This window comes from Curtobacterium sp. Csp1 (genome assembly GCF_013347185.1).
Genome location: NZ_CP054594.1, coordinates 207,565 through 230,573, shown reverse-complemented (window position 1 = coordinate 230,573; position 23,009 = coordinate 207,565). Strand labels below are relative to the sequence as shown.

At 75.0% G+C, this 23,009-nt stretch carries 21 protein-coding genes; 9 read left to right on the top strand and 12 right to left on the bottom strand.

Translation table 11 applies throughout. The features are described 5' to 3' along the window. The first annotated feature begins 107 nt into the window (after nt 1-107). Complete coding sequence (locus HUN58_RS01070; RefSeq protein WP_180225269.1) at nt 108-1,220, top strand: glycosyltransferase family 9 protein; 1,113 nt, start codon at nt 108-110, stop codon at nt 1,218-1,220. 368 nt (nt 1,221-1,588) lie between these two features. Here HUN58_RS01070 and HUN58_RS01065 read toward each other — a convergent pair whose 3' ends face one another. The 7 genes from HUN58_RS01065 to HUN58_RS01035 all read right to left on the bottom strand — a co-directional run bounded on the left by HUN58_RS01065 (nt 1,589) and on the right by HUN58_RS01035 (nt 8,703). Beyond that, complete coding sequence (locus tag HUN58_RS01065; RefSeq protein WP_058741779.1) at nt 1,589-2,293, bottom strand: SDR family oxidoreductase; 705 nt, start codon at nt 2,291-2,293, stop codon at nt 1,589-1,591. A 138-nt stretch (nt 2,294-2,431) separates the two neighbouring features. Further along, nucleotides 2,432-3,817 carry a PfkB family carbohydrate kinase gene (locus HUN58_RS01060; RefSeq protein WP_254631714.1) on the bottom strand — a complete coding sequence of 462 codons (1,386 nt, stop codon included), beginning with the start codon at nt 3,815-3,817 and terminating at the stop codon, nt 2,432-2,434. 77 nt (nt 3,818-3,894) lie between these two features. Next, the gene (locus HUN58_RS01055) at nt 3,895-4,521 is read right to left on the bottom strand and encodes an SIS domain-containing protein (protein WP_144801212.1); all 627 of its coding nucleotides are present in this window, start codon (nt 4,519-4,521) and stop codon (nt 3,895-3,897) included. Beyond that, entirely contained in the window at nt 4,518-5,885 is a 1,368-nt protein-coding gene (locus HUN58_RS01050; protein WP_180225271.1) for a glycosyltransferase, read from the bottom strand. The genes HUN58_RS01055 and HUN58_RS01050 overlap by 4 nt, the downstream gene beginning before the upstream one ends. Next, nucleotides 5,882-6,883: a glycosyltransferase gene (locus HUN58_RS01045; protein WP_180225272.1), complete on the bottom strand. Its 1,002-nt coding sequence runs from the start codon at nt 6,881-6,883 to the stop codon at nt 5,882-5,884. The genes HUN58_RS01050 and HUN58_RS01045 overlap by 4 nt, the downstream gene beginning before the upstream one ends. Nucleotides 6,884-6,967: 84 nt before the next feature. Then, nucleotides 6,968-8,023, bottom strand: coding sequence for a glycosyltransferase family 9 protein (locus HUN58_RS01040; RefSeq protein WP_180226179.1), 1,056 nt, complete (start codon nt 8,021-8,023; stop codon nt 6,968-6,970). Nucleotides 8,024-8,151: 128 nt separating this feature from the next. After that, nucleotides 8,152-8,703 (bottom strand): HAD-IIIA family hydrolase, encoded by a 552-nt coding sequence (locus HUN58_RS01035; protein ID WP_180225273.1) that lies wholly within the window; start codon nt 8,701-8,703, stop codon nt 8,152-8,154. 63 nt (nt 8,704-8,766) lie between these two features. Here HUN58_RS01035 and HUN58_RS01030 point away from each other — a divergent pair, with 63 nt between their 5' ends. The 3 genes from HUN58_RS01030 to HUN58_RS01020 all read left to right on the top strand — a co-directional run bounded on the left by HUN58_RS01030 (nt 8,767) and on the right by HUN58_RS01020 (nt 11,341). Continuing rightward, nucleotides 8,767-9,747 carry a glycosyltransferase family 9 protein gene (locus HUN58_RS01030; protein ID WP_180225274.1) on the top strand — a complete coding sequence of 327 codons (981 nt, stop codon included), beginning with the start codon at nt 8,767-8,769 and terminating at the stop codon, nt 9,745-9,747. A 40-nt stretch (nt 9,748-9,787) separates the two neighbouring features. Then, nucleotides 9,788-10,144 carry a PRC-barrel domain-containing protein gene (locus HUN58_RS01025; protein WP_180225275.1) on the top strand — a complete coding sequence of 119 codons (357 nt, stop codon included), beginning with the start codon at nt 9,788-9,790 and terminating at the stop codon, nt 10,142-10,144. Between the two features lie 81 nt (nt 10,145-10,225). Beyond that, nucleotides 10,226-11,341: an SGNH/GDSL hydrolase family protein gene (locus HUN58_RS01020; RefSeq protein WP_141861526.1), complete on the top strand. Its 1,116-nt coding sequence runs from the start codon at nt 10,226-10,228 to the stop codon at nt 11,339-11,341. Nucleotides 11,342-11,404: 63 nt separating this feature from the next. Here HUN58_RS01020 and HUN58_RS01015 read toward each other — a convergent pair whose 3' ends face one another. After that, on the bottom strand, nt 11,405-12,250 hold the full coding sequence (locus HUN58_RS01015; protein WP_180225276.1) for a universal stress protein: 846 nt from the start codon (nt 12,248-12,250) through the stop codon (nt 11,405-11,407). Between the two features lie 134 nt (nt 12,251-12,384). On the opposite strand from HUN58_RS01015, the gene HUN58_RS01010 reads away from it, so the two are divergent. Both HUN58_RS01010 and HUN58_RS01005 read left to right on the top strand, forming a co-directional pair. Beyond that, nucleotides 12,385-12,846, top strand: coding sequence for an NUDIX domain-containing protein (locus HUN58_RS01010; RefSeq protein ID WP_144801202.1), 462 nt, complete (start codon nt 12,385-12,387; stop codon nt 12,844-12,846). Between the two features lie 103 nt (nt 12,847-12,949). After that, a complete protein-coding gene (locus HUN58_RS01005; RefSeq protein ID WP_180225277.1) occupies nt 12,950-15,223 on the top strand; it encodes a carboxypeptidase-like regulatory domain-containing protein in 2,274 nt (757 codons plus the stop codon). A gap of 164 nt (nt 15,224-15,387) precedes the next feature. On the opposite strand, the gene HUN58_RS01000 is transcribed toward HUN58_RS01005, so the two are convergent. Both HUN58_RS01000 and HUN58_RS00995 read right to left on the bottom strand, forming a co-directional pair. Then, a complete protein-coding gene (locus tag HUN58_RS01000; protein WP_180225278.1) occupies nt 15,388-16,749 on the bottom strand; it encodes an MFS transporter in 1,362 nt (453 codons plus the stop codon). A gap of 245 nt (nt 16,750-16,994) precedes the next feature. Next, complete coding sequence (locus HUN58_RS00995) at nt 16,995-17,840, bottom strand: hypothetical protein (RefSeq protein ID WP_180225279.1); 846 nt, start codon at nt 17,838-17,840, stop codon at nt 16,995-16,997. 109 nt (nt 17,841-17,949) lie between these two features. Between HUN58_RS00995 and HUN58_RS00990 the strand changes: the two genes are divergently transcribed. Further along, nucleotides 17,950-18,198, top strand: coding sequence for a hypothetical protein (locus tag HUN58_RS00990; protein WP_058743025.1), 249 nt, complete (start codon nt 17,950-17,952; stop codon nt 18,196-18,198). Here HUN58_RS00990 and HUN58_RS00985 read toward each other — a convergent pair. Together HUN58_RS00985 and HUN58_RS00980 are read right to left on the bottom strand one after the other, a co-directional pair. Next, a complete protein-coding gene (locus HUN58_RS00985; RefSeq protein WP_180225280.1) occupies nt 18,195-18,935 on the bottom strand; it encodes a membrane protein insertase YidC in 741 nt (246 codons plus the stop codon). The genes HUN58_RS00990 and HUN58_RS00985 overlap by 4 nt on opposite strands. Before the next feature lie 72 nt (nt 18,936-19,007). Then, nucleotides 19,008-19,298, bottom strand: a complete 291-nt coding sequence (locus HUN58_RS00980; protein WP_180225281.1) for a hypothetical protein — start codon at nt 19,296-19,298, stop codon at nt 19,008-19,010. A 64-nt stretch (nt 19,299-19,362) separates the two neighbouring features. Between HUN58_RS00980 and ybaK the strand changes: the two genes are divergently transcribed. Further along, a complete protein-coding gene (gene ybaK, locus HUN58_RS00975; protein WP_180225282.1) occupies nt 19,363-19,848 on the top strand; it encodes a Cys-tRNA(Pro) deacylase in 486 nt (161 codons plus the stop codon). A gap of 95 nt (nt 19,849-19,943) precedes the next feature. Then, nucleotides 19,944-22,529, top strand: a complete 2,586-nt coding sequence (locus tag HUN58_RS00970; RefSeq protein WP_180225283.1) for an ATP-dependent Clp protease ATP-binding subunit — start codon at nt 19,944-19,946, stop codon at nt 22,527-22,529. Nucleotides 22,530-23,009 lie beyond the last annotated feature (480 nt).

The window sequence follows — 23,009 nt, the reverse complement described above, 5'->3', positions numbered from 1 at the left end:
TCCGGGTTCGCTCCGGCCCATCCGCGAAGCGCAACGGAGCGCAGCGCCGCGCGCCGCCGAGCCGGTGCCCGACCGTGTTCCCGGGAGTCCTCCGGTAGACGGGGCGGGTGGAACTGATCGGCAACGGTGGAGAACGCTTCGACGACGTCCGGGAGATCGCGGTGCTCCGTGGCGGGGGACTGGGCGACCTGATGTTCGCGGTCCCCGCGCTCGAGGCCCTCGCCGCCGCCTACCCCGAAGCCCGCATCACGCTGCTCGGTGCACCGCTCGCACCGGCCGTGCTGCGCGGGAGGACGGACGCGGTGCACGCGTTCGAGGAGCTGCCCGTCGCCCCCGGCGTCCGTGACGGCGGTGAAGGTGCCCCGGACCTCGAGGCGTTCGTCGCACGCCTGCACGGTCGCTTCGACCTCGCGGTGCAGGTGCACGGCGGCGGTCGGAACTCGAACCCGTTCCTCCTCCGGCTCGGCGCCCGCCACACCGTCGGCACCGCCACCGAGGACGCCGAGGTCCTGGAACGCTGGGTCCGCTACGTCTACTACCAGCACGAGGTGCTCCGAGGGCTCGAGGTCGCCTCGCTCGCCGGAGCCGCCCCGGTCACGCTCGACCCGCGCGTCCACGTGACGGACGACGAGCGGGCCGCCGTCCGCGCGGAGCTCGGCGTCGCCGGACGGCTCGTCGCGGTGCACCCCGGAGCCACGGACCCACGCCGTCGCTGGAGTCCGGAGCGCTTCGCCGCCGTCGTGACCGCCCGGCTCGACGCGGGCGACGACGTCGTGCTCGTCGGGGACTCATCCGACGTCCCGGCGGCCCAGGCCATCCGCGGCGCGGTCCCCACCGCGCTGCACGACCACCTGCACGACCGCACGGGCACGCTGCCCCTGTCGCAGCTGCCCGCCGTGCTCGCCGCCGCCGACGTCATGGTCGGCGACGACTCCGGCCCGAGGCACCTCGCGGTCGCCGTGGGCACCCCGACCGTGGGCGTGTTCTGGTTCGGCAACGTGGTGAACGCCGGCCCGACGGACCGCGGTCGCCACCGCGTGCACCTGTCCTTCGTCACGCGGTGCCCGGTCTGCGGCATCGACGTCACGCAGGTCGGCTGGACCGCGGAGCGCTGCGCGCACGACCCGTCCTACGTCGACGAGGTCACGCCCGACGCCGTCCTCGCGGACGTCGCCGACCTGCTGGCCACGACCGCCCACCCCGTGGCCGTCGGTCCCTGAAACGGCGGCACCGGCCTGGAGGCTCGCCCCACCCCCGCCCTGCCGGTCACCGAGTGCGTACGACACCCCGTCGGCGTGTCGGCCCGCGGGCCCTTCCGGTCGCTCGGCTGCGCCGAGCGCCCCAGAAGTGGCACTCTCGCGGGGGAGCATCGCCCCCTCGTCCGTCGGCCCCTGAAACGGCGGCGCCAGCCTGGAGGCACGCCCCACCCCTGCCCTGCCGGTCACCGAGTGCGCACGACACCCCGTCGGCGTGTCGGCTCGCGGGCGCTTCCGGTCGCTCGGCTGCGCCAAGCGCCCCAGAAGTGGCACTCTCGGCACGCGAGAGGCGCGGTACCCACGGGTACCGCGCCTCGTCCGCGCTCGACGGGCTACGGCCAGCTGGGCTCGGTCGCGGGCATGATCGACAGCTCGCGGATCTCACACCCGGCGGGCTGCGACAGCGCGAACAGGATCGAGTTCGCGACGTACTCCGGCTCGATCAGCTGCGCGTCCGGACCCGGCTTGTACTGCTCCGTCCGGCCCTCGAAGAACGCGGTGCGCATGCCCGCCGGGATGATGTTCGTCACGCCGATGCGTCCGGCGGACTCGGCGGCCAGCGCCTGCGAGAACCCGCGGACGCCGAACTTCGACGCCGAGTAGGCGGTGCCGTCGCCGACCCCGCGGAGCGCGAGCGACGACGAGATCGTGACGACCCGGCCGTGCGTCGCCTCGAGCGCCGGGAGCGCCGCGCGCACGACGGCTGCGGTGCCGAGCAGGTTCACGCCGACGATCCGCTCCCAGTCGCCGGACGAGATGCTCCCGATCGGTGCGGGCTTGTCGATCCCGGCGGCCGTGACGACCGCGTCGAGTCCGCCGTGGCGCTCGACGGCCTCGCGGACCGCACGCTCGGTGGCCTCGGTGTCGGTGACGTCGACCGCGACGGCGTCGACGCCCTCGGGCACCGCGTCGACCCGCAGGTCGAGCACGATCGGGGTGCCGCCGGCCTCGGTGACGGCGGCGACGACCGCCGCGCCGAGACCCGAGGCGCCGCCGGTGACGAGGACGCGACCGATGGGGGTGGTGGGGACGGGCATGTGCTTCCTTCCGGAGGGCGTGGTGCGGCCCGTCGGCGGCGCCGACGGGCGGTGTGGTGGTGCGGACCACCGGACGGGAGGCACGTGGCGGCGGTGCGCCGTGCCTCCAGGCCGGAGGGGTCGTCGGGACGGGCGCCGTCAGCCGACGCGCGCGATGGCGGCGGCGAGCCGGGTGGTCGAGCGGCCCGCGTGGAACGGGACCGTCACGACGCGGCCGCCCCACTCGGCCAGGGTGGCCGACTCCGGGAGCTCGCTCGCCGCGTAGTCGCCGCCCTTCGCCCAGACGTCCGGGCGGAAGCGCCGGAGCGCCTCGTCCGGGGTGTGCTCGTCGAAGACGACGACGGCGTCGACGCAGTCCAGGGCGAGGAGCAGCTCGACGCGGTCCTCCTGGCTCATGATCGGCCGCTCCGGGCCCTTGAGCGCCCGGACCGAGTCGTCGGAGTTCAGGCAGACGACCAGGCAGTCGCCGAGCGCCCGCGCGGCGGAGAGCGTCCGGGCGTGCCCGGCGTGCAGCAGGTCGAAGCACCCGCCGGTGGCGACGACGGTGCCGCCGGCGCTCCGGACCTCGTGCACAACCCGGAGGGCGTCGCGGTCCACGCCGGGGACGGGCACCGGGGCGGGGCCGTCGTCCGCGAAGAGTGCCGTGACGCCACCGGCGGCCAGGTACTCCGAGGCGGCGAGCACGCCCGCGGCGACGGCGTCGGTGACGTCGGCGCCCTCGGCGAGGGCGACCGCGACGCCCGCGGCGAGCCGGTCGCCGGCGCCGCATGGATCGCCGGCGGTGACGGACGGAGCCGGCACGAACCGGCTGTCGAGCGCCGCGTCGCGGTCCGGCGCGGTGCGACGGCGGCTCGCGACGAGGGCGCCGCGGTCGCCCATGGTGACGGCGACGGCGTCGACGCCCCAGGTCTCGACGAGGGCGGCCGCCGCGTCGGTGGCGAACGGCACGCCGTCGCCGGTGACGTCGGTGAAGCGTCGGGCCTCGGCGGTGTTCGGTGTGACGACCGCGGTGCCGGGCAAGGGCGGGGCGCCCTTCGGGTGCGGGTCCCACACGACCGGGGTGGTGGTGGCGACGCGCTCGAGCGCGGCGCGGAGCTCGGGGGAGGCGGCGACCCCGCGGCCGTAGTCGGCGACCACGATCGCGTCGGCACCCTCGAGCGCGGCGGTCATCGCGGCCGTGGTGTCGGGGACGGGCGGTGTCGCGCAGCCCTCGTCGATCCGGACCAGGGCGTGGTCGACGACCCGGACGCGGGTCTTGACGGGCGTGGCGACCCCGGACGGGCCGGCGACGACGTCGACGTCGGGGAGCAGGGCGCGGACCTCGGCGGCGCGGTCGTCGTCGCCCAGGACGGTGACGAGCGTGACGTCGTGGCCCTCGCGGACGAGCATCGAGGCGACGAGACCGGCCCCGCCGGCGCGGCGGTCGTCGGTGCGGACGTCGACGACGGGGACGGGGGCGTCGGGGCTCAGGCGTTCGCTGGTGCCGGAGACGTCGACGTCGAGCAGGGTGTCCCCGACGACCACGACGCGGCGGCGGGTGCCGCCGGTGCGGCCAGCGGCGCTGCCGGTCGTGGTGCCCGTGCTGCCGGTCGTGCTGGCGGTCACCGACGGCCCCCGCGGCGGAGGGCGGGCTCCATCGCCCGGCACAGCGCGTGCACGAGGACGAGCTGCGCCTCCTGCACGTTCGCGGAGGGGCCGTCGATGCAGATCGCGTCGTCGACCGCGTCGGCGAGCGGGTTCGGACCGGGGCCGGTCATCGCGATCGACCGGGCACCCACCGCCCGCGCGGCCGCCGCCGCACGGAGCAGGTTCGGGCTCTTGCCGCTCGTGCTCAGGAGGACGAGGACGTCCCCGGCCCGGGCGTGCGCCGTGACCTGGCGGGCGAAGACCTCGTCGTAGCCGTAGTCGTTCCCGATGGCCGTGACCGCCGAGCTCTCGGCGTGCAGCGAGATCGCGGAGTACGCGGGCCGGTCACCGTCGAAGCGGCCGGTGAGCTCCGACGTCAGGTGCTGCGCCTCGGCCGCGGACCCGCCGTTGCCCGCGGCGAGGAGCCGGCGGCCGGCGACCAGGCGCCCGGCGATGTCGTCCGCCCACGCCGCGATGTGGTCCTGGTGGTCGACGAGGGACGCGATCACCGGCACGGACGCGGCGATGTGGTCGACGACGGTCCGGACGCTCGTGCGCTCGGTGCCCGGGTCGAGGGTCCCGGTCTGCTGGTCGATGGTCATCGTGCGGTCCTCTCCGTCGGGAGCGACGGGCGGAGGGTCCGGCCGGCGCGGGTGGGGCGGGAGCCCGTGGTCATGGGGGTGGGCACCGCGGCGGGGGCGGTGCCGGTCGCGGCGACGTCGGGAGCGGGCACGGTGGCACCGGACCCGGCGACGAGCCGCTCATAGACGCGCTCGCTGTCCGCGGCGACCTTGTGCCAGGTGTAGCGGGCCTCCGCACGCTCCCGTCCGGCGCGACCGTAGGCCTCGCGGCGGGCGCTGTCGTCGAGCACGAGTCCGACGGCCTCGGCGACGGCCTCCTCGTCACGCGGGGGGACGTGCAGGCCGGTGGCGTCCTCGACGACCGTGTCGATCAGGCCGCCGACGCTCGATGCGACGACCGGTCGGCCGCACGCCATCGCCTCGAGCGGCACGATGCCGAACGGCTCGTACCAGGGGGCGCACACGACGACGTCGGCGCTCCGGTACACGGCGGGCATGTCGTGCTGCCCGAGCTGGCCGCGGAAGGTCACGTGGTCGCGGACACCGAGCGAACGCGCGAGGGCGTCCAGGCGCTGGTACTCCGGGTCGTCGACCAGGTCGGACCCGGCGGTGCCGGCACCGCCGACGACGACGAGCTCGACGTCGCGACCCTCGTCGAGCAGCCGGGCGAGGGCGGCGATCGTGGTGCCGACGCCCTTCCGCCGGACCAACCGGGAGGCGGTCAGGACCCGGAACGGGCGACCCCGCTCCTCGGCGGGCCCGTCCGGCGTGAACAGCTCGGTGTCGACGCCGCACGGTACGACCGAGATGGCGTGCAGGGGGACGCCGAGGGCCTTCAGCTCGAACGCCTCGTCCGAGCAGGTCGCGACGACCTGGTCGACGCTCCGCCCGACCGCGGGCTCGACCCACTCGCGCTCCGCGGGGCTCGTGTCCGCCGAGCCCTGGTGGCGGCGCTTCACGACGCCGAGCGCGTGGAAGGTCTGCACGACGGGGATGCGGACGCCCCCGGTGCGGGCCTGGACCTGCCGGACGGCGTCGAGTGCGGCGTGCCCGGACATCCAGAAGTGCCCGTGCACCACGTCGGGGCGGTCCACGAACCACTCGGCCGCGAGCACCGCGGCGAAGGTGTCCATGAACGGGAACAGGTCGTCCTTGGGGACGTGCCGGGCGGGTCCGGCGTCGACGTGCACGACCTCGACGCCCGGACGCAGCGGCACCCGGACGGGCAGTGTGGCGTCGTCGCGGCGGGTGTACACCGTCACCTGGTGGCCGCGGTCGGCCAGCGCCCCGGAGAGCTCGGCGACGTGCACGTTCTGCCCGCCGGCGTCGACACCACCGAGCACCGCGAGCGGGCTCGCGTGCTCGGAGACCATGGCGATCTTCATCGGGTGCTCCCTTCCAGCGCGACGGCCGTCGCGCGTCCGCGTCGCGCACCCCGCGCGACGGCGTCGTCGAGGAGGTCGTCCCAGTCCGCGAGGTACCGGGGCAGCGCGTGCCGCGCGAGCGCGGCCTCCCGTGCCACGGCGCCCCGTCGGCGCGCCTCCTCGGGGTCCTCCAGGAGCGTCCTGGAGGCGCGGACCAGGTCCGCCACGTCGGTCGCGATCGCGCCGGCGTCGGCGGGCACGCTCCGCGGTGCGTCGGTCGTCGCGAGGACGAGCACCGGCATCGCCATGTGCATCGCCTCGATGAGCGACAGGCCGAGCGACGTCCACCGGTTCGGGTGCACGTAGGCGCGGCGCTCGGCGAGGGCCGCGTGCATCGGGTCGGCGGGGACGTCGCCGCGGGGGACGACGCGGTCGCCGAGGCCAGCCTCGGGCAGCCGCTCGGTGCCCATGCCCCAGACGTCGACCGGAGCGACCGCGGCGAAGCGGGGGAGCAGGTCGGTGCCGACGACCCGGCCGCGGCGCACCGGCTCGTTGATCACGACGCCGAATCGCTCGAGCGTGCCGGTGTACAGCGGCCCGGGGTCGACCACGCCGTGCTCGACGACGGTCGTGGGGGTGGTCCCGCAGTCCCACATCAGGGCGTTCCAGTGCGTCACGTGCGCGATCAGCAGGTCGTCGCGGTCGCGGAGCGGGTGCAGGCTGTTCGGTACGTCGATGCGCGGTGCGTTGTGCTCCACGAAGACCGTCGGCACCTCGCGGCCGCCGAGCAGGCGCGCCGCCTCCTCGAGCTCCTCGATGCGCTGCAGGACGACCACGTCGACCTCCGCGTCGGCGACGTCGGCGGGGTCGATCTCGATCGCGTTCGCCGGCCAGTCGCGGCCGCCGCGTCCGAGCCCCCAGGCGTCTCGCGCCGGGGTGGTCGGGATGAGGTACTCGTGGGGGCCGCGGACGAAGGCGTCCATCCAGCCGCCGTGCACGTGCCACACGAGGATCCGCATGCAGGGCCTTCCGTCTCGTCCTGAGCCCCTCCCGGACGCTCCGTCGCCGGGGTCGGCGAGGAGCAGGAGGAGCAGTGGCGCACGCTACGCAGCGCCCGCTGCCGGACCTCGCAGGCTTCTCGTGTTCATCCGCGGAGCGCGTCCGAGGAGCCGTTCGTGGGCCGCCAGGACGTCCTCGACGCGCACCGTGGACAGGCAGGGGTGTCCGGCGACGGGGCACTCGCGGGCCCGGCTCATGCGGCACGGCGCCTGCTGGTCGCCGAGCAGTTCGACGTCCGGCGCGTAGGGCGCCCACTTCACCGCGGGCACCACGGGCGAGAACAGGCTGACGATCCGGGCGCCGACCGCGGCGGCGAGGTGGGCGGGCCCGGTGTTCCCGACGACGACCACCTCGGCGCCGGCGAGCACCGCGGCGAGCTCGGCGGGGCTGGTCCGACCGCCGAGGTCGAGCGCGGTGTCCCCGGCGACCGCGGCCGTGAGCGCCCGCTCACCCGGGCTGCCGGTGACGACCACGGGGACCCCGCGCTCGGCGTAGGCGGCGACGAGCGCGCGGTGGTGGTCCTCCGGCCACGCGCGGGCGGGCACGCTCGCGCCGGGGTGCACGACCACGTACCGACCCAGGGCGACCACCTCGGGTGGTGCGACGGCGTCGTGGCGCACCACGAGCCTCCCGTCGTCGGTCGGGGGCAGCGCGAACCCGGCGGCCGCGGCGATGTGGAGGGCGCGCTCGGGTTCGGGCAGGTCCTCGGGGAGGTCCTCGCCCGGTCGCAGGCGCACGTCCAGCAGCGACCCGGGGTGGTCCACCGAGGCGCCGGTGACGCGCGCCACGCCGGCCAGGCGAAGGAGCAGCGCGACCGGCAGCGGTGACTGGTGGAAGGACGTCAGGACGACGGCCTCGTCCGGCTGTTCCTCGGTGACGAGCGCGCGGAACTCGCCGAGCAGGGCGTCGTCGATCGGGCGGGCGGTCTCGGTCACCCACGGTGCCGCCCAGACGCGCACGCGGTCGACCCCGGGCAGCAGGTCGGCGGCGGGGGCGCCCTGCGGGCCGCAGAGCATCGTGACGTGGGCGGCGCCGGCGGCGACGGCGCGGACGGCCGGGCCGGTGACCAGGACGTCGCCGAAGGAGTCGAGGCGGACCACGAGGACGCGGGGGCGGCGGGCCGGGTCGGTGCCGGTGCCGGTGCCGGTGCTGGTGTCGGTGGCGGTGCTGCTGGGCACGCCTGCGCTGCCGCTCACGCCTGCACTGCCGGGCACGCCTGCGCTGCCGCTCACGCCTGTTCCGCGGGGACGCGGGCGAGCACCAGGTCCACCGCCTCCTCGAGCGAGCCGACGACCGTGTCCGCGGCCGCCACCTCCTCCGTCCGGGTCCGCGCGGTCGGCACGAGGATCCCCTGCGCCCCCGCGGCGAGCGCGGCACCGACGTCGGCACCGATGTCCCCGACGACGACGAGCTCGGCGGGGTCCAGGCCGAGCGCCGCCGCGGCGTCGAGCACCATGCCGGGCCGGGGCTTGCGGCACCGGCACGCGTCCCCGGCGTCGTGCGGGCAGACGCACCACACGTCGAAGGGTCCGACGAGCTCGTCGACCCGGGCGTTCGTGGCGTCGACCTGCTCGCGGGTGGCCATGCCCTTGGCGACGACCGACTGGTTCGTGACGACGCCGACGCGGAGCCCGGCGGCCCGTGCCCGTTCGACGGCCCGGTGCGCCCCCGGCACGGGGACCACCCGGTGCGGGTCGGCGTTGTAGGGGACGTCGATCACGAGCGTGTCGTCACGGTCGAAGAGGACACCGCGGATGACGCGGTCCGTCGCGAGGGGCATGCTGCACTGCTACCGGTCCGACGCCGTGAAGCACCCCAGGCACGTCCGGTTAGCGTCGGCGCGGTGACCGCCGTCCCCGTACTGCCCCCGTCCGACGGGCGCCCGGACCTGCTCGTCCTCCGCGCCATCAAGCTCGGGGACGCGCTCGTCGCCGTCCCCGCGCTGCACGCCCTCCGCCGGGCGTTCCCCGGCCACCGCATCACGCTCGCGACGACGGCGTGGTTGGCGCCGGTGGTCGAGCTGCTGCCGGTGGACGTGCACCTCGCCCAGCACGGGCTCGACCACCCCATCGCCGCGCCGGCCGGCGTGGTGGACGTCGCGGTGAACCTGCACGGCGTCGGCCCGGAGTCCTCGGACCTCGTCGCCGCACTCGGCGCACGCCGCGTGATCGGCCACGCCGACCCGCTCCACGGCAACGACGGCCCGCCCTGGCCGGACGACGTGCACGAACGCGAGCGCTGGGCGCGCCTGCTGACCTGGCACGGGATCCCGGCGGACCCCGACGAGGTCGCGATCGCGCGTCCGGCCGAGCCGTCGGTCGCGCCCGGCGCGGCGGTCGTGCACGTGGGCGCCTTCCACGGTGCCCGGCACTGGCCGACGGACCGGTTCGCCGCGGTCGCGCGCGCGCTGCGGGAGCGCGGTCACCGGGTCGTCCTGACGGGAGGCACGGACGACGTCGAGCGCGCCGCCGCCGTCGCGCAGGCGGCCGGGCTGGCACCCGACGCGGTGCTGGCCGGCGTGCTCGACCTGCAGCCGTTCGCGGCGGTCGTCGCGGCCGCGAGCGTCGTCGTGACCGTCGACACCGGTGCGGCGCACCTCGCCTCTGCCTACGGGGTGCCGTCGGTCGTCGTGTTCGGTCCCGCGCCGCCGGAGGCGTGGGGACCGCCGGCGTCGGGACCGCACGTGGTGCTGACCGACGCGTCGGTGCGGCGCGGTGACGTGTTCGCCGAGGACCCGGACCCGGCGCTCCTCGCGGTCGGCGTGCAGGACGTCCTCGACGCGGTGGACTCGCTCGCCGTGACCGTCCCGTCCGCCGCCCGGTAGCGTCGGACCGGACCTGTTCCGCCTCCGATGGGAGCCCGCCGTGTTCGAAGCAACTGACATCCGCGACTGGATCGGCCTGACGGTCGTCGACGAGGCCGACGACAAGGTCGGGACCCTCGAGAGCATCTACTACGACACCGCGACCTCGGAGCCGGCGTTCGGATCGGTGACGACGGGCCTCGTCGGGTTCCAGAAGCTCCTGTTCGTCCCGCTCGTCGGGGCGACCGTGGCGCCGAAGCACCTGCGCGTGGCCTTCCCGAAGAAGCTCGTCAAGGACGCGCCGACGATCCCGACCGACGGCGAGCTCGAGGCGTCGACCGAGCCAGTGCTCTACGAGCACTACGGCCTGCAGTACCAGACCGGCAGCGGGGGAGAGCGGCGACTCGGCCGACGGTGACGCTCGGGCGGGACGGTTAGCCTGGGTGGTCCCGTCCGCGTCCCGACTCCCCGGAGGCTCGCCCTGACCCCCTCCCGTCCGGTGCTCCGCCGTGTCCGTCCGGCGTTCCGCCGTGCGGTGCTCGGTGCCGTGGCCGTCGTGGCGCTCGTCGGAGCCTCCGCGCTGGGCGGCGGTGGCGTCAGCGGTGGTGCTGGTGTCGGTGCGGCTCGTGTCGGTGGTTCCGGTGCGGCGGTCGCCGCGCCGATGTGGCCCGTGCCGGTGCCGTACCCGGTCCCGTCCGACCCGCCGGAGTCCCTCGCCGCGATCCCGCCGGGGTCGGAGTACGTCGCGCTCGGCGACTCGTACTCGGCCGGGTACGGGCTCGACGACCCGACGCATCTGCCCACCGACGCCTGCGCCCAGTCCGCCCGCGACTACCCGCACCGCATCGCCGCGCGCTTCGGCCTCGCGCTGACCGACGTCACCTGCGCGGGCGCGACCTCGGACGACGTCGTGTCGGGCTTCCAGTTCCGCGGAGTGCCGCCGCAGGTCCGAGCACTGTCCGACCGGACGCGGCTGGTGACGATCACCATCGGCGGGAACGACGCCGACCTGTTCGGTACCGCGGCGTCGTGCCTGGCGCTGTCGTCGAAGGGCCCGGTGTTCTCCGGCCGCGACGCCCCGTCGTGCCGCAGCACGCTCGTCCGCGACGGCGAGGACCAGCTCGGCGTGAAGATCCAGTCCCGCGTGGCGCTGTCGATCGCCGAGACGCTGGGGGCCGTCCGCGCCGCGGCGCCGAACGCCGTCGTCGTGTTCCTCGGGTACCCGGCGATCTTCCCGGACGCCGACCACACGCCGAGGGGCGGCTGCTTCCGGTCCGCGCTCGACCTCGGCACCCTCGCGGGGTCGTTCCCGTCCGACACCTTCCCCTTCACCGACACCGACGTCCGCTACCTGCACGGTGTGCAGGAGGAGCTCGACACCGTGTCCGCCGACGCCGCGCGGGCGGCCGGGGTCCGGTTCGTCGACGTCTTCGCGGCGTCGCAGGCGCACTCGGCCTGCGCGACGAAGGGCTCCTACGTCGCCGGCGTGTCGCTCGAGGGCAGCGGCAACCTCAGCCGGATCGACCTGGTCCCCGGCGCCCTGCACCCGAACGAGCGCGGGGTGGCGTGGCTGACCGGCCGGGTGGCCGCAGCGGTGCGGGACCTGGCCGGCTGACCTGCTGCCGCCGGGGCTCGGACCGCGTCCGCTGCCGTCTGCCGGACCCGGCCCGGCGCGGTGTCAGGCGCTGACCTCGTCGATCTCGGTCGCGGTGTGCGCCGCGGGCGGGACGACCAGGACCGGCGACACCGTCTCGCGCAGGACGTCGTGGAGCACCGAGCCGGACAGTGCGTGCACGTGTCCGACGCCGAGCACCACGAGCGACGCCCGCCGGGTGTGCGAGGCGATGGCGTGCCCCGGACGTCCCTCGACGAGCAGCGGGTGCACGCGGACGTCCGGGTGCCGAGCCGTCACGGCGGCGGTGACCCGCTGCAGGAGCTCGGCGTTCCGGGTGCGCCACCGGAGCGGCTCCTCCGCGAAGTCGGTGAGCCCGGTCCGGGTGAGCACCGGCATCTCCCACGCCCGGAGCAGTGTCAGCCGCCGGTGCGTCCGCCGGGCCTCCGCGACCGCCAGGGCCTCGGCGTGCGCGTCGGGCGGCTCGTCGACCGCCAGGACGACGTCGCCGGCGATCGGGTGGGGCCCGTCCGGCACGACCACCGTGGGCACCGCCGCGCGCTCGGCGACGCGGGCCGGGTCCCCGCCGGCCGTCGAACCGCGTCGGCCGCGGTACGTGCCGACGACCAGCAGGTCGCCTTCGTCCGACTCGTCCACGAGTGCCCGGGCGAAGGAGCCCGCGTGCCGTCGGACCGTCACGTCGGCCGTCGGTACGCCGTCCTGCACGGCCCGCGCGACGGCGTCCGCGACCCGGACGCCGTCCGGGCCGACGCGGGCCTCGCTCGCCGGGTCCACACCGATGACGTGCACCCGCTCGACGTCGCCGACGTGCTCGGTGACCCACCGCACGGCCTCGTCGTGGGGTCGCGCGGCGTCCGCCGCCAGCGTGACCGTCGTCCATCGTCCGTCCATCCCGATCGACCTCCTCGTCCGGGGTCCTCCGGGGCGTCGTTCGGCGCCTCTGGTCCCGGAAGCTACGCCCTCCGGACCGGTCTGCGCCGTGGCCGTCCTGAGGGATCGCCGAGGGTCCGCACTACGCTCGGGCCGTGGTCACCAGCGCCGGACTCCTGCTGCACCGACGGACCGCCGACCGGGACGGGCCGGAGGTCTTCCTCGTGCACATGGGCGGACCGTTCTGGCGTCGACGCCCCCGCGCCTGGTCGATCCCGAAGGGCCTGCTCGACCCCGGCGAGGACCCGCTCGCAGCGGCGCTCCGGGAGTTCGCGGAGGAGGTCGGCGTGCCTGCCCCGGACGGCCCCACCGTCGACCTCGGCGAGGTCCGGCAGGCATCGGGCAAGCGCGTCCGCGTCTTCGCGCGGCGCGCCGACGACTTCGTGGTGGACGCGGTCCGGAGCAACACCGTCCGTCTCGAGCTCCCGCGGGGATCGGGTCGTTTCGTCGAGGTGCCGGAGGTCGACGATGGGCGGTGGGTCGGCGCCGACGAGGCCCGCGCGCTGCTCGTCGCCGGACAGGTCGTCGCGCTCGACCGGCTGCTCGCGATCGACTGACCGCCGTTTGTGCGGCTTCCGGACGACGACGGTCCCGCTTCCGCGTCTCCTGGCAGCCTGAGGAAACGTCGAGGATCACTCGGCGCGGACCAGGGGAGCACGCATGCGCGGATGGCGCACGATCACGGCCGGGATCACCGGTCTCGTCCTGGGAGCAGGCTTGGCGGTGACCGGCGCGACGTCCGCGTCCGCCGCGACGACGGGGCACTGGGGAGCCTTCGAGGTGGACGGCAGTAGTCGCGCCTACACGGGCTCGGTGTCGCTGCCGGGCTTCCCGGAGACGACCTTCACCTCGACCTCGCGGCAGGCGGCGGTCGTCTCGGGTGCGACGACGGGCCAGGGGCCGTACACGCCGCCCGGGGCCGTCTACGGCAACAGCCGCGGCAACACCTACCTGAACCAGCGGCCGTCAGCCGACCAGCCGAACGCGGCGAGCGCCGCCGTCACGACCTACACGTTCGCGGGCGGGACCCCGGGTGCCGGCGGCTGGTCCTTCGTGCTGGGCGACATCGACGCCGACCAGGCCACGATCTCCGCGACGCTCGCGGACGGGTCGCCGGCGTCGGTCGCACAGCTCGGCTACCAGGGCTCCTACAACTCGTGCTCGACGGTCTCGCCCGGCGGGTGGAGCTGCCCGCCGGACCCGGGCGGCACCACGCCCGGTCAGGACCGACCGACGTGGGACGCCACGACCGGCGTCCTGGTCGGGAACGCCGCCGCGAACGACACCGCGGGCGCGTCGGCCTGGTTCACACCGACCGTGTCCCTCGCCACGCTGACCATCACCTACCAGCAGCGGAGCGGGTTCCCCGTCTACCAGACCTGGTTCGCGAACAAGACCTCGTCCCTGTCCGGGACCGCGACGCTCGACGGCGAGGCCCTGCCGGACACGCTCGTGACCGTCACCGCGCCGAACGGCACCGAGTACACCACCACGACGGACGGCCAGGGCCGCTACACGTTCGACGCGCTGACGCAGGCCGACGGCTACCGCGTGTCCGTGGCGACGCCCGACAACGCCACCCTCACCGTCGCACCGGCACCGGTGTCCCTCCGCGCGGACGTCACGGACGCCGACTTCGCGTTCGCGACACCTCCCGGCACGGTCGTGGTCGACGGGACCGTCGTGGACACCGACGGCACGCCGGTCGCCGACGTCACCGTGGTCGTGACCGACCCGGCCACCGGGGCGACCCTGGCCGAGGTCGTCACCGACGCCGAGGGCCGCTACACCGTGCCCGGTCTGCCCGCGGGTACGCCCGTCGTCGCCACGGCTGACGGCGCGACGCCCGTCACCGCGACCACCGGCGCCGACGGTGCCCCGGCCGCGACCGTCCCGCCGCTCGTCGTCCAGGCACCGCTCGGCACCGTGGGCGGACGGGTCACGGTGGACGGGACCGCACCGGGCGATCCGACGCGGATCGAGCTCCTGCAGGGCGGCGAGGTCGTCGCCTCGTTCGACACCGCGGCGGACGGCACCTACGACCTCCGTGTCCGCCCCGGTACCTACACGGTCCGGACCACCACGCCGACCGGCACCGCCGGGCCGACCGAGGTGTCGGTGACCGTTGCGGCCGACGGCACGGCGACGGCGGACTTCCCGTTCACCACGCCCGTCCCGGCCACGGTCTCCCAGCCCGGGTCCGTGCGGTACGAGGACGGCACGCCGATCGGCGGCGTCACCGTCACGGCGCGACCGGTCGACGCCGGCGCCGGGGCGGTCGTGGTCGTCCCGACGAACGCGGACGGCACCTACGACCTCGCGGGCCTCACACCCGGCACGCCGTACCGGATCACCGTCGACGGCGCGGCGGCGCAGGTCGTCACGACCGTGGACACCGGCGCCGCGTCGACCCCGGTCGACTTCGTCCTGCCGCTGCCGACGGTGGACCAGCCGGGCACCGTGACCGAGGCCGACGGCACGCCCGCACCGGACGTCGAGGTCGTGGCCACCCCGACCGACCCGGCCGACGGGGCCGCGGTGACCGTGACCACCGACCAGGACGGCGCGTTCGTGCTCTCCGGGTTGCGGCCGGAGACCGAGTACTCCGTCGTCGCCTCCACCGGCGACGTCGACAGCGAACCGGTCACCGTGACCACGGTCGCCGTCGGTGGGACGCCCACGCCGCTGACCATCGCGCTGCCGGCAGCCGCGGTCACGCCGACCCCGACGCCCTCCCCGAGCACGCCCGTGACCCAGCCGGTCGCCGACGGTGGGGGGACCACCGGCGGCGGCGCGGCCGGTCCGCTCGCGTACACCGGGGCCGAGCCCACCCCGGCGCTCGTCGCCGCCGGCGCACTCGTGCTCCTCGGCGGTGCCGTGCTGGCCGCCCGGGGCGTCCGCTCCCGGCGACGCCCGGCACAGCAGCGCGACTGACGCACACGAGGACGGGCGGGCCGGCACCAGCCGACCCGCCCGTCCTCGTGCGTGCACCGAGCGCGCACGACACCCCGCCCGTCGATCGCCGACCGTGCAGACCGTGTCGGCGGACGACGCCGAGCGTGACAGATCTGGCCCGCTCGGCGCCCCGCCCGCGCCCCTCAGCGCCGCCGACGGGTGGGCACCGACGCCGTCGCCACGGCGACCGACCCGGTGAGCGTCTGGATCGCCCGGCTCACGACCGGCACCGACGTGGTGACGACCGCGAGCGAGGACGTGATCGCCTCGATCGACGACGTCGACAGGTGCTCCTGCGCGTGCGTGTGCACGGGGAACCCGCGGCGAGCAGCGACGACGACCCCGAGGGAGCCGACGAGCACGACCGCACCCGCGAACGGCAGCCACTGCAGCCCGACGATCCCGAGTGCCTGCCCGCCGATCGCCGCGCCGCCCGCGATGCCGATGTTCGACGCCCCGTTGACGAGCGCGCCCGCGATGTCGGGGGAGACTCCGCCGGTGCGGATCGCCGCCGCCATGAACAGCGTGCCGGTGGTGCCGTTGGCCGCCATCCAGATCCCGGCGACCACCATCGTGCCGACGAGCGAGCCGTGCACGAACGGCATCGTGGCGAACGCGGCGGCCATCACGGCGATCGCTGCGAGCAGCGTCTGGCGGGGTGCCCGGTCGACGAACATCCCGGCGAGCCAGAGGCCGACGACCCCGGTGCCGCCGAGCACGAGGAGCGCGCCGCTGACCATGCCGGCGTCGAGCCCGGCGTCGACCGCGTACGGGCCGATGTACGTGTAGACGACGTAGTGACCGGCGAACAGCAGCAGGTCGGCGACGACGACGGAGAGCAGCCCGGTCCGGGCCCAGGCACGCGGCGAACCGATGTGCGGCGACGAGCTGCCGCGGACTGCCGGCAGGAACGCGGCGGCGACGACGGCGAGCGCCGCGGCGGCCAGGGCGACGGCGCCGACGGCCGGACGCCACCCGATGGTCTGCGCGACCCACGTCGCGATCGGGACGCCGAGGACGAAGCCCAGCGAGCTGCCCGAGTAGACGAACGCGATCGCCCGGCCGGCGAGCCGCGGCGGCACGATGCGCGTGGCGTAGGCCGACGCGACCGAGAAGAACAGCGCGTGCGCGACGCCGCCGACGACCCGGCCCGCGCAGACGACCGCGAACGACGGCGCCGTGGCGACGAGGACGTTCGACACCGCGTACCCGACGAGCGTCGCGACGAGGACGGTCTTGCGGGGGAGCCGCGCGGTGAACGACGTCAGCGGGAGCGCGAGCAGGGCGACGGCCGCGGCGTAGACGGTGACGACGATGCCCATGGTGGACTCGCTGACCCCGAGGTCGCGGCTCATGGTGCCGAGCAGACCGACCGGCATGAGCTCGGTCGTGATCGCGAAGAACGTGGCGAGCCCGAGCACGGCGATGCCGACGACGGACTGCGTGGTGACGGTGATCGGCCTCGTGTTCGTCGACACGGCCGAGGTGGTGGTGTTCGTGGACACGCTGCTGACCTCCTCCGGGGAACGGCGGAGCACGCGTCGGACCGACCGTCGTGACGGTGGTGCGCGATGCGCGCTCGCTGTGGTGTGGACCGGGTCGGACGACCCGGGATGTTGTGGACGACTCCACGGCGAGTGCGCTCATCCAGTGTTGCACGGTGCATCCAGATCGCGCGAGGGGGTTCGCCGAGAAAGTCCTAGGAGCGCTCCAACGCAGTGCCCGTGCGGGCATTCCCGATCGGCTGCGATCAGTTCTCGTTCGTCACCGTGCCCTGCACGCCACCGCCACGCAGGGTCAGCGTCAGCGTCCCGCTCATCGACTGCGCGGACAGGGACACCGACCCGTGCAGTGCCTCCTCGCGCGGGTAGCACGCGGTCGTGGACTCGAGCCGGTTCGCCGTCGCGACGAGGCAGATGGTCGAGCGGTCCGTCCCGATGCCGGCCCAGACGTTCCACGGTGTCTCGAAGGCACTCCCGTCGAGCGCCCGGTTCGTGAACACCAGTCGCGTCGTCCGTAGGCTCACCGGCGCCTCGACGGGGCCCGGCAGCTGGTCCGCGTACGTCTGCGGCATGTCGAGCAGCTCCTCGAGCGTGACCGTCCCCGGCGTCGGCGTGGTGCTCGGTCCGGCGGCCGGCTGGTCGCGCGCGGTGCCGACGAGCGTGCCGGCGGCGAAGGCGACCGCGATGGTCGCCGCCGCGCCGAGCGCGATCCAGACGCGCGGCCTGGCCGTCCACAGCAGCCCGGCGAGGCGGCTGCGGACCGTCTGCGGCGCACCGGCCTGGAGGCCCGCCCCACCGCCGTCCCGCGCCTCCGGTCCGTCCGTGGTCGCCTCCGGCGCGGCTGTCGCCACGGCGGCGACCGGTGCGGCCGCGCGGTCCGGCACCGCGCCGGGGCCGGCCACGCGGAGTGACCGGCCGTCGGGTTCGGCCGACGGGGCGGGCGTGGGGCGTGCCTCCCGTCCGTGGTCCGCGGCGCTGCCCGCCAGGGCCTGCAGGGCGAGCCGCGCCCGCGCAGCCTCGTCCGGCGGCGTCTCGGCACCCCAAGCGAGTGCCTCGAGCCGCGCCCGTTCCGTCGCGACGTCGTCGTCGGCCATGTGCGCTCCCGGTCCGGACGCACCGGACGACCGCCATGTTCCCACCGGAGCGCCCCGCGCGTCCGGTCGCGGCGGGCACTGTCCAGTCGGCGACGGGTAGTAGGGACGCATGACCGACCAGCACGAACACGAACGAGCCGACGCCGAGCGCCACGACGCCGTCCGGCACGACGCGGACCCGGAGACCCTCGAGGCGCTGTCGCACGACACCCAGTCCGGCGAGGCCGACTACGTCGCGACGAGCCCCGGCGGCAGCGGAACCGAGCGCCACGTCCCGACGGCCGACGAGGAGCAGGGCCGCGGGTCCGAGTACGACCCCGTCGACCAGGGCCCGCAGCAGGAGGGGCAGGGCGGCTAGCGCAGCACCCGGCGCAGCACGGCGCGCTCGCCGAGCGTCCAGACCGCGCTCGTCACGACGTACAGCGTCGCGGCGAGCGGTGCGACCGCGGCGAACACCACGGAGACGAACGGTGCCCACCGGGGGACGGCCGTCCCCGCGCGGGCAGTGGCGTCCGGTGCGGTGCCGTCGTGCGGGACCGGGTTCCAGTGCAGGGCCGCGCGGCGGGACGCCTCCACCGCGACGGTCAGGACGGCGAGCAGGACGAGGACGACCCACGCGTGCGTCCACAGCGGCCCGGTGACGACGACGAGCAGCGAGTGCCCGAGCGGGATCCCGACGAGCGTGGCGTCGAGCAGCACGTTGACGGCGCCGTCGATCGTGGCGTGCGTGAACAGTGTGTACACGAGCGACAGCACCGGTGCCTGCGCGAGCACCGGCAGGCACCCGGCGAGCGGGGAGACCCGTTCGGACGTGTACAGCTCCTGGGCCGCACGCTGCAGGCGCTCGCGGTCGGATCCGTACCGTCGCCGCAGGGCCGCGAGCTGTGGGGCGAGTCGGCGGCGGTCCCGTTCGGCCCGGACCTGCAGCACGGACAGGGGTACGAGTGCGACGCGGACGGCGAGCGTGAGCGCGACGACGGCCAGGGCGGCGGCGGACCCGCCGCCGACGGGGGTGAGGGCGCCGGTGAGCGCGGTGAGCAGGTCGGCGCCGCCGTGCAGCAGCGGGCCGACGACGGGCAGGGTGGTGATGTCCACGGGGTTCCGATCGGTGGGAGGGGCACGGGTGCATGCGGCCCGGTCACCGTCGGTGGTCGTCACCGTCCGGGATCAGGCCGGGACGGGCGCTCCCGGTGCCCGACCGCGGACGTGTCCGTCGGCGTCGGGGTGGCTCCACGCGATCCTCGTCACGAGCTCAGCGGCCTCGGCAGCGGCCGGAGCCGGGCGGGGGAGCCGTGCGGTGCCGAGGACGACGGCGAGCAGGTGCACGACGACGACACCGATCGCGGCGGCCGTCAGCCCGAGGGCGGCCACCGCGAGCAGCGGGGCCGGTCCGACCGCGGGGTCGCCGAGGACGAGTGCCGCGACGATGCGCAGCAGTCCCTCGACGAGCGTGATCACCCGTTCAGCGTAACGCCCGCGCGCCGCAGCCGACCGGCAGGAGCGGACGGGCAGGATCGACGCCATGACCGCAGGATCGCCGAGCACCCCAGCGACCCTCGCCCTCGAGCGGGCGGGGATCCCGTACACCCCGCACGTCTACGAGCACCACGAGACGGCGACGAACTTCGGTGAAGAAGCAGCGGCCGCGCTCGGCCTGCGCGAGGAGCAGGTCTTCAAGACCCTTGTGGTCTCGGTCGACGGCCAGCTCGCGGTCGCGGTCGTCCCAGTGGCGAACCGGCTCGACCTCAAGGCGATCGCCGCGGCCCTCGGCGGCAAGAAGGCCTCGCTGGCGCTGCCGGCCCTCGCCGAGAAGCGCACGGGCTACGTCGTCGGCGGGATCAGCCCGGTCGGCCAGAAGGCCCGGCTGCGGACGGTCGTCGACGAGTCGGCGCTGACGTACGCGAGCATCTTCGTCTCCGGCGGCCGCCGCGGGTTCGACATCGAGCTCGCCCCCGCCGACCTGATCACCGCCACCGACGCCCGGACTGCGGCGATCGCGCGGACCTGAGTCGGGTCGCCGCAACTTTCTCCGGCGAACGGGAATGACCCCGATCCCTCTGCGTTGCATTGAGTCGAAGGCACTCAAGTTCCCAGGAGGTCCCGTTGCCAGAGACGTTCGGCCCGACCAGCGGCAGTGACTCGTTCGACGAGTTCCTCGCACGACTCCTCGCGGCCCAGGAGACCGGCGCCCGGCGGTCCGTCCCGCTCGGACGCCCGGTCGACATCACGCGACTGCTCAGCCGTCGCACCCACGAGCTGCTCCAGCGCACCGCCACGTACGCCGTGTCCCAGGGACAGCGCGAGCTCGACGCGCTGCACCTGCTGCACGAGCTCGTCGCCACCGAACCCTTCGACGCGGTCGTCCGCTCCGCCGGCGTCGACCCCGAGCACCTCGCCCACGAGGTCGAGCAGCGTCTGCCCGCCCCGTCCGACGCACCCGTCGACGACCGCCCCGCCCTCACCCCGAGCGCGCAGCGCATCCTCGTCGAGGCCACCCAGGCCGCGCGCGGGTTCGGCAGCACCTACACCGACCCCGAGCACGTCTTCTTCGCGCTCGTCATGGACCAGGAGACCGTCACCGGTCAGCTCCTGGCGAGCGCCGGCGTGACCCCGCAGGTCGTGCAGTCGTACGCACAACAGGCCGCCGCGGCGGCGCGAGAGGGGCGTCCCGTGCCCGGCACCACCGACACCGACGAGCAGCAGCAGTCGGACACCCCGACGCTCGACCAGTTCGGCACCGACCTCACCGAGCGCGCCCGACAGGGCGGCATCGACCCGGTGATCGGCCGCGCGGACGAGATCGAGCAGACCGTCGAGATCCTGCTCCGCCGCACCAAGAACAACCCCGTGCTGATCGGTGAGCCCGGCGTCGGCAAGACCGCCGTCGTCGAGGGGCTCGCCCAACGCATCGCCGACGGCGACGTCCCCGTGCTGCTCCAGGGCAAGCGGGTCGTCGCCCTCGACCTCGCCGGCATGCTCGCCGGCACGCGCTACCGCGGCGACTTCGAGGAGCGCCTGACGAACGCGATGGACGAGATCACGGCGCACGCCGACGAACTCATCGTCTTCGTCGACGAGCTGCACACCGTCGTCGGCGCCGGCGGTGGCGGCGAGGGCGGCTCGATGGACGCCGGCAACATCCTCAAGCCGCGGCTGGCTCGCGGCGAGCTGCACCTGGTCGGTGCGACGACGCTCGCCGAGTACCGCCGCATCGAGCAGGACGCCGCCCTCGAGCGCCGCTTCCAGCCCGTCACCGTGGGGGAGCCGAGCGTCGAGGACGCGGTCGCGATCCTGACCGGCCTGGCACCCCGGTACTCCGCGCACCACGACGTCGAGTACACCGACCAGGCCCTCCGCGCCGCCGTCGAGCTCTCGCACCGGTACGTCACCGACCGGCACCTGCCCGACAAGGCGATCGACCTCATCGACCAGGCCGGCGCCCGCCGTCGGCTGGCCCGCTCGGGCGACGTCGACGTGGCCGCCCTGCGGGAGCAGGTCGCGTCCCTCGCCACGGCGAAGGACGCCGCGGTCGCCGAGGAACGCTACGAGGAGGCGTCGCGCCTGCGCGACGAGATCGACGGACTGGAGGCACGGATCACCGCCGCCTCGCAGGACGACGGCCTCCGCGCCTCCCGTCCGGCACCGGGTGACCGTACGATCACGGAGGCCGACGTCGCCGCGGTCGTGTCTCGGGCCACCGGGATCCCCGCCACCCGCCTCACGCAGGGTGACCGGAGCCGACTGGCCGGCCTGGAGGACGAGCTGCACGAGCGGGTCGTCGGCCAGGACGACGCGGTGCGCGCCGTCGCGACGGCCGTCCGGCGGAGCCGGACGGGCATGGGCGACCCGCGGCGGCCGGTCGGGAGCTTCCTGTTCCTCGGCCCGACGGGTGTCGGCAAGACCGAGCTCGCGAAGGCCCTCGCCGGGTCGCTCTTCGGCGACGAGTCGGCGATGCTCCGGTTCGACATGAGCGAGTTCGGCGAGCGCCACACGGTCTCGCGGCTCGTCGGTGCGCCTCCCGGGTACGTCGGCTACGGCGAGGCCGGGCAGCTCACCGAACGCGTGCGGCGCAACCCGTACTCGGTGATCCTGCTCGACGAGGTCGAGAAGGCGCACCCGGACGTGTTCAACCTGCTCCTGCAGGTGCTCGACGACGGGCGCCTGACCGACGGGCAGGGACGCACCGTCGACTTCCGGAACACGGTCGTCGTCATGACGTCGAACATCGGGTCGGAGTTCCTCGCCTCGCGATCAGGTGCGCTCGGGTTCTCGGCCGCGGGGGACGGCGGTTTCGACGAGGACGACCTGCGGCGCCGCGTGATGGGGCGGCTGCGCGAGGCGATGCGTCCCGAGTTCATCAACCGCATCGACGACATCGTGCTGTTCCGCAAGCTCGAGAAGGACCAGCTCCGGTCGATCGTCGACCTGCTGCTGCGGGACACCTCCCTGCGGCTGTTCGCCCAGGGGATGGCCCTGTCGGTGTCCGACGCCGCGGCCGCGTGGCTCGCCGAGCACGGCGCCGAGCCGGAGTACGGCGCGCGTCCGCTCCGTCGGCTCATCCAGCGCGAAGTGGACGACCGCATCGCGAGCCTGGTCGTGGACGAGGCCGTGCACGAGGGCGACACCGTCCGCGTGGACGTGGTCGACGGCGCGCTCGTGGTCGGTGTCGTGGACACCGCCCTGGTCTGACCCTCGCCACACGACGGCCCGGTACCGCTTCGGTACCGGGCCGTCGTCGTGTGCGGAATGCGATCCGGAACTTCTTCCGTCTTTCTTCGGGAAAAGGGTTGCGCTCGCATTCCCGGGATGGATAGTGTTCACGAGCACCACCGGCTGAACGACGACGAAAGGGGGCCGACAATGATGATCACCGCGATGAACCTGTTCCGTGGAGTCCGTGGGATCGGCGGCTCCCCGATCCGTCACCGCTGACGCGGGACGTCCGCTCCAGCCCACCCGGCCGCGCTCGCGACGAGTCTGCACTCTCGATGAGTCTGTGCTCGTTGCGCGCCTGCTGATCCGCGCGGCTGACGCGCCCTGAAGGTTCCGCTCTGCGGGTCCGATCCGGGACGCGCCCGCTCGGCGCTGATCCGGCCCTGACCGGACGCGCGCGGCGCCTTCCGTGGGCTGAGCGGACGACGTCCCCACGATCCTCCAGTACCGCGTGTC

What these genes read in the sequence shown, in the direction of transcription:
- HUN58_RS01035 (WP_180225273.1), bottom strand. Translation starts at nt 8,703, where the DNA reads ATGCCCCTCGCGACGGACCGCGTCATCCGCGGTGTCCTCTTCGACCGT.
- HUN58_RS00995 (WP_180225279.1), bottom strand. Translation starts at nt 17,840, where the DNA reads ATGGCCGACGACGACGTCGCGACGGAACGGGCGCGGCTCGAGGCACTC.
- HUN58_RS01055 (WP_144801212.1), bottom strand. Translation starts at nt 4,521, where the DNA reads ATGACCATCGACCAGCAGACCGGGACCCTCGACCCGGGCACCGAGCGC.
- HUN58_RS01045 (WP_180225272.1), bottom strand. Translation starts at nt 6,883, where the DNA reads ATGCGGATCCTCGTGTGGCACGTGCACGGCGGCTGGATGGACGCCTTC.
- HUN58_RS01065 (WP_058741779.1), bottom strand. Translation starts at nt 2,293, where the DNA reads ATGCCCGTCCCCACCACCCCCATCGGTCGCGTCCTCGTCACCGGCGGC.
- HUN58_RS01050 (WP_180225271.1), bottom strand. Translation starts at nt 5,885, where the DNA reads ATGAAGATCGCCATGGTCTCCGAGCACGCGAGCCCGCTCGCGGTGCTC.
- HUN58_RS00990 (WP_058743025.1), top strand. Translation starts at nt 17,950, where the DNA reads ATGACCGACCAGCACGAACACGAACGAGCCGACGCCGAGCGCCACGAC.
- HUN58_RS01005 (WP_180225277.1), top strand. Translation starts at nt 12,950, where the DNA reads ATGCGCGGATGGCGCACGATCACGGCCGGGATCACCGGTCTCGTCCTG.
- ybaK (WP_180225282.1), top strand. Translation starts at nt 19,363, where the DNA reads ATGACCGCAGGATCGCCGAGCACCCCAGCGACCCTCGCCCTCGAGCGG.
- HUN58_RS01015 (WP_180225276.1), bottom strand. Translation starts at nt 12,250, where the DNA reads ATGGACGGACGATGGACGACGGTCACGCTGGCGGCGGACGCCGCGCGA.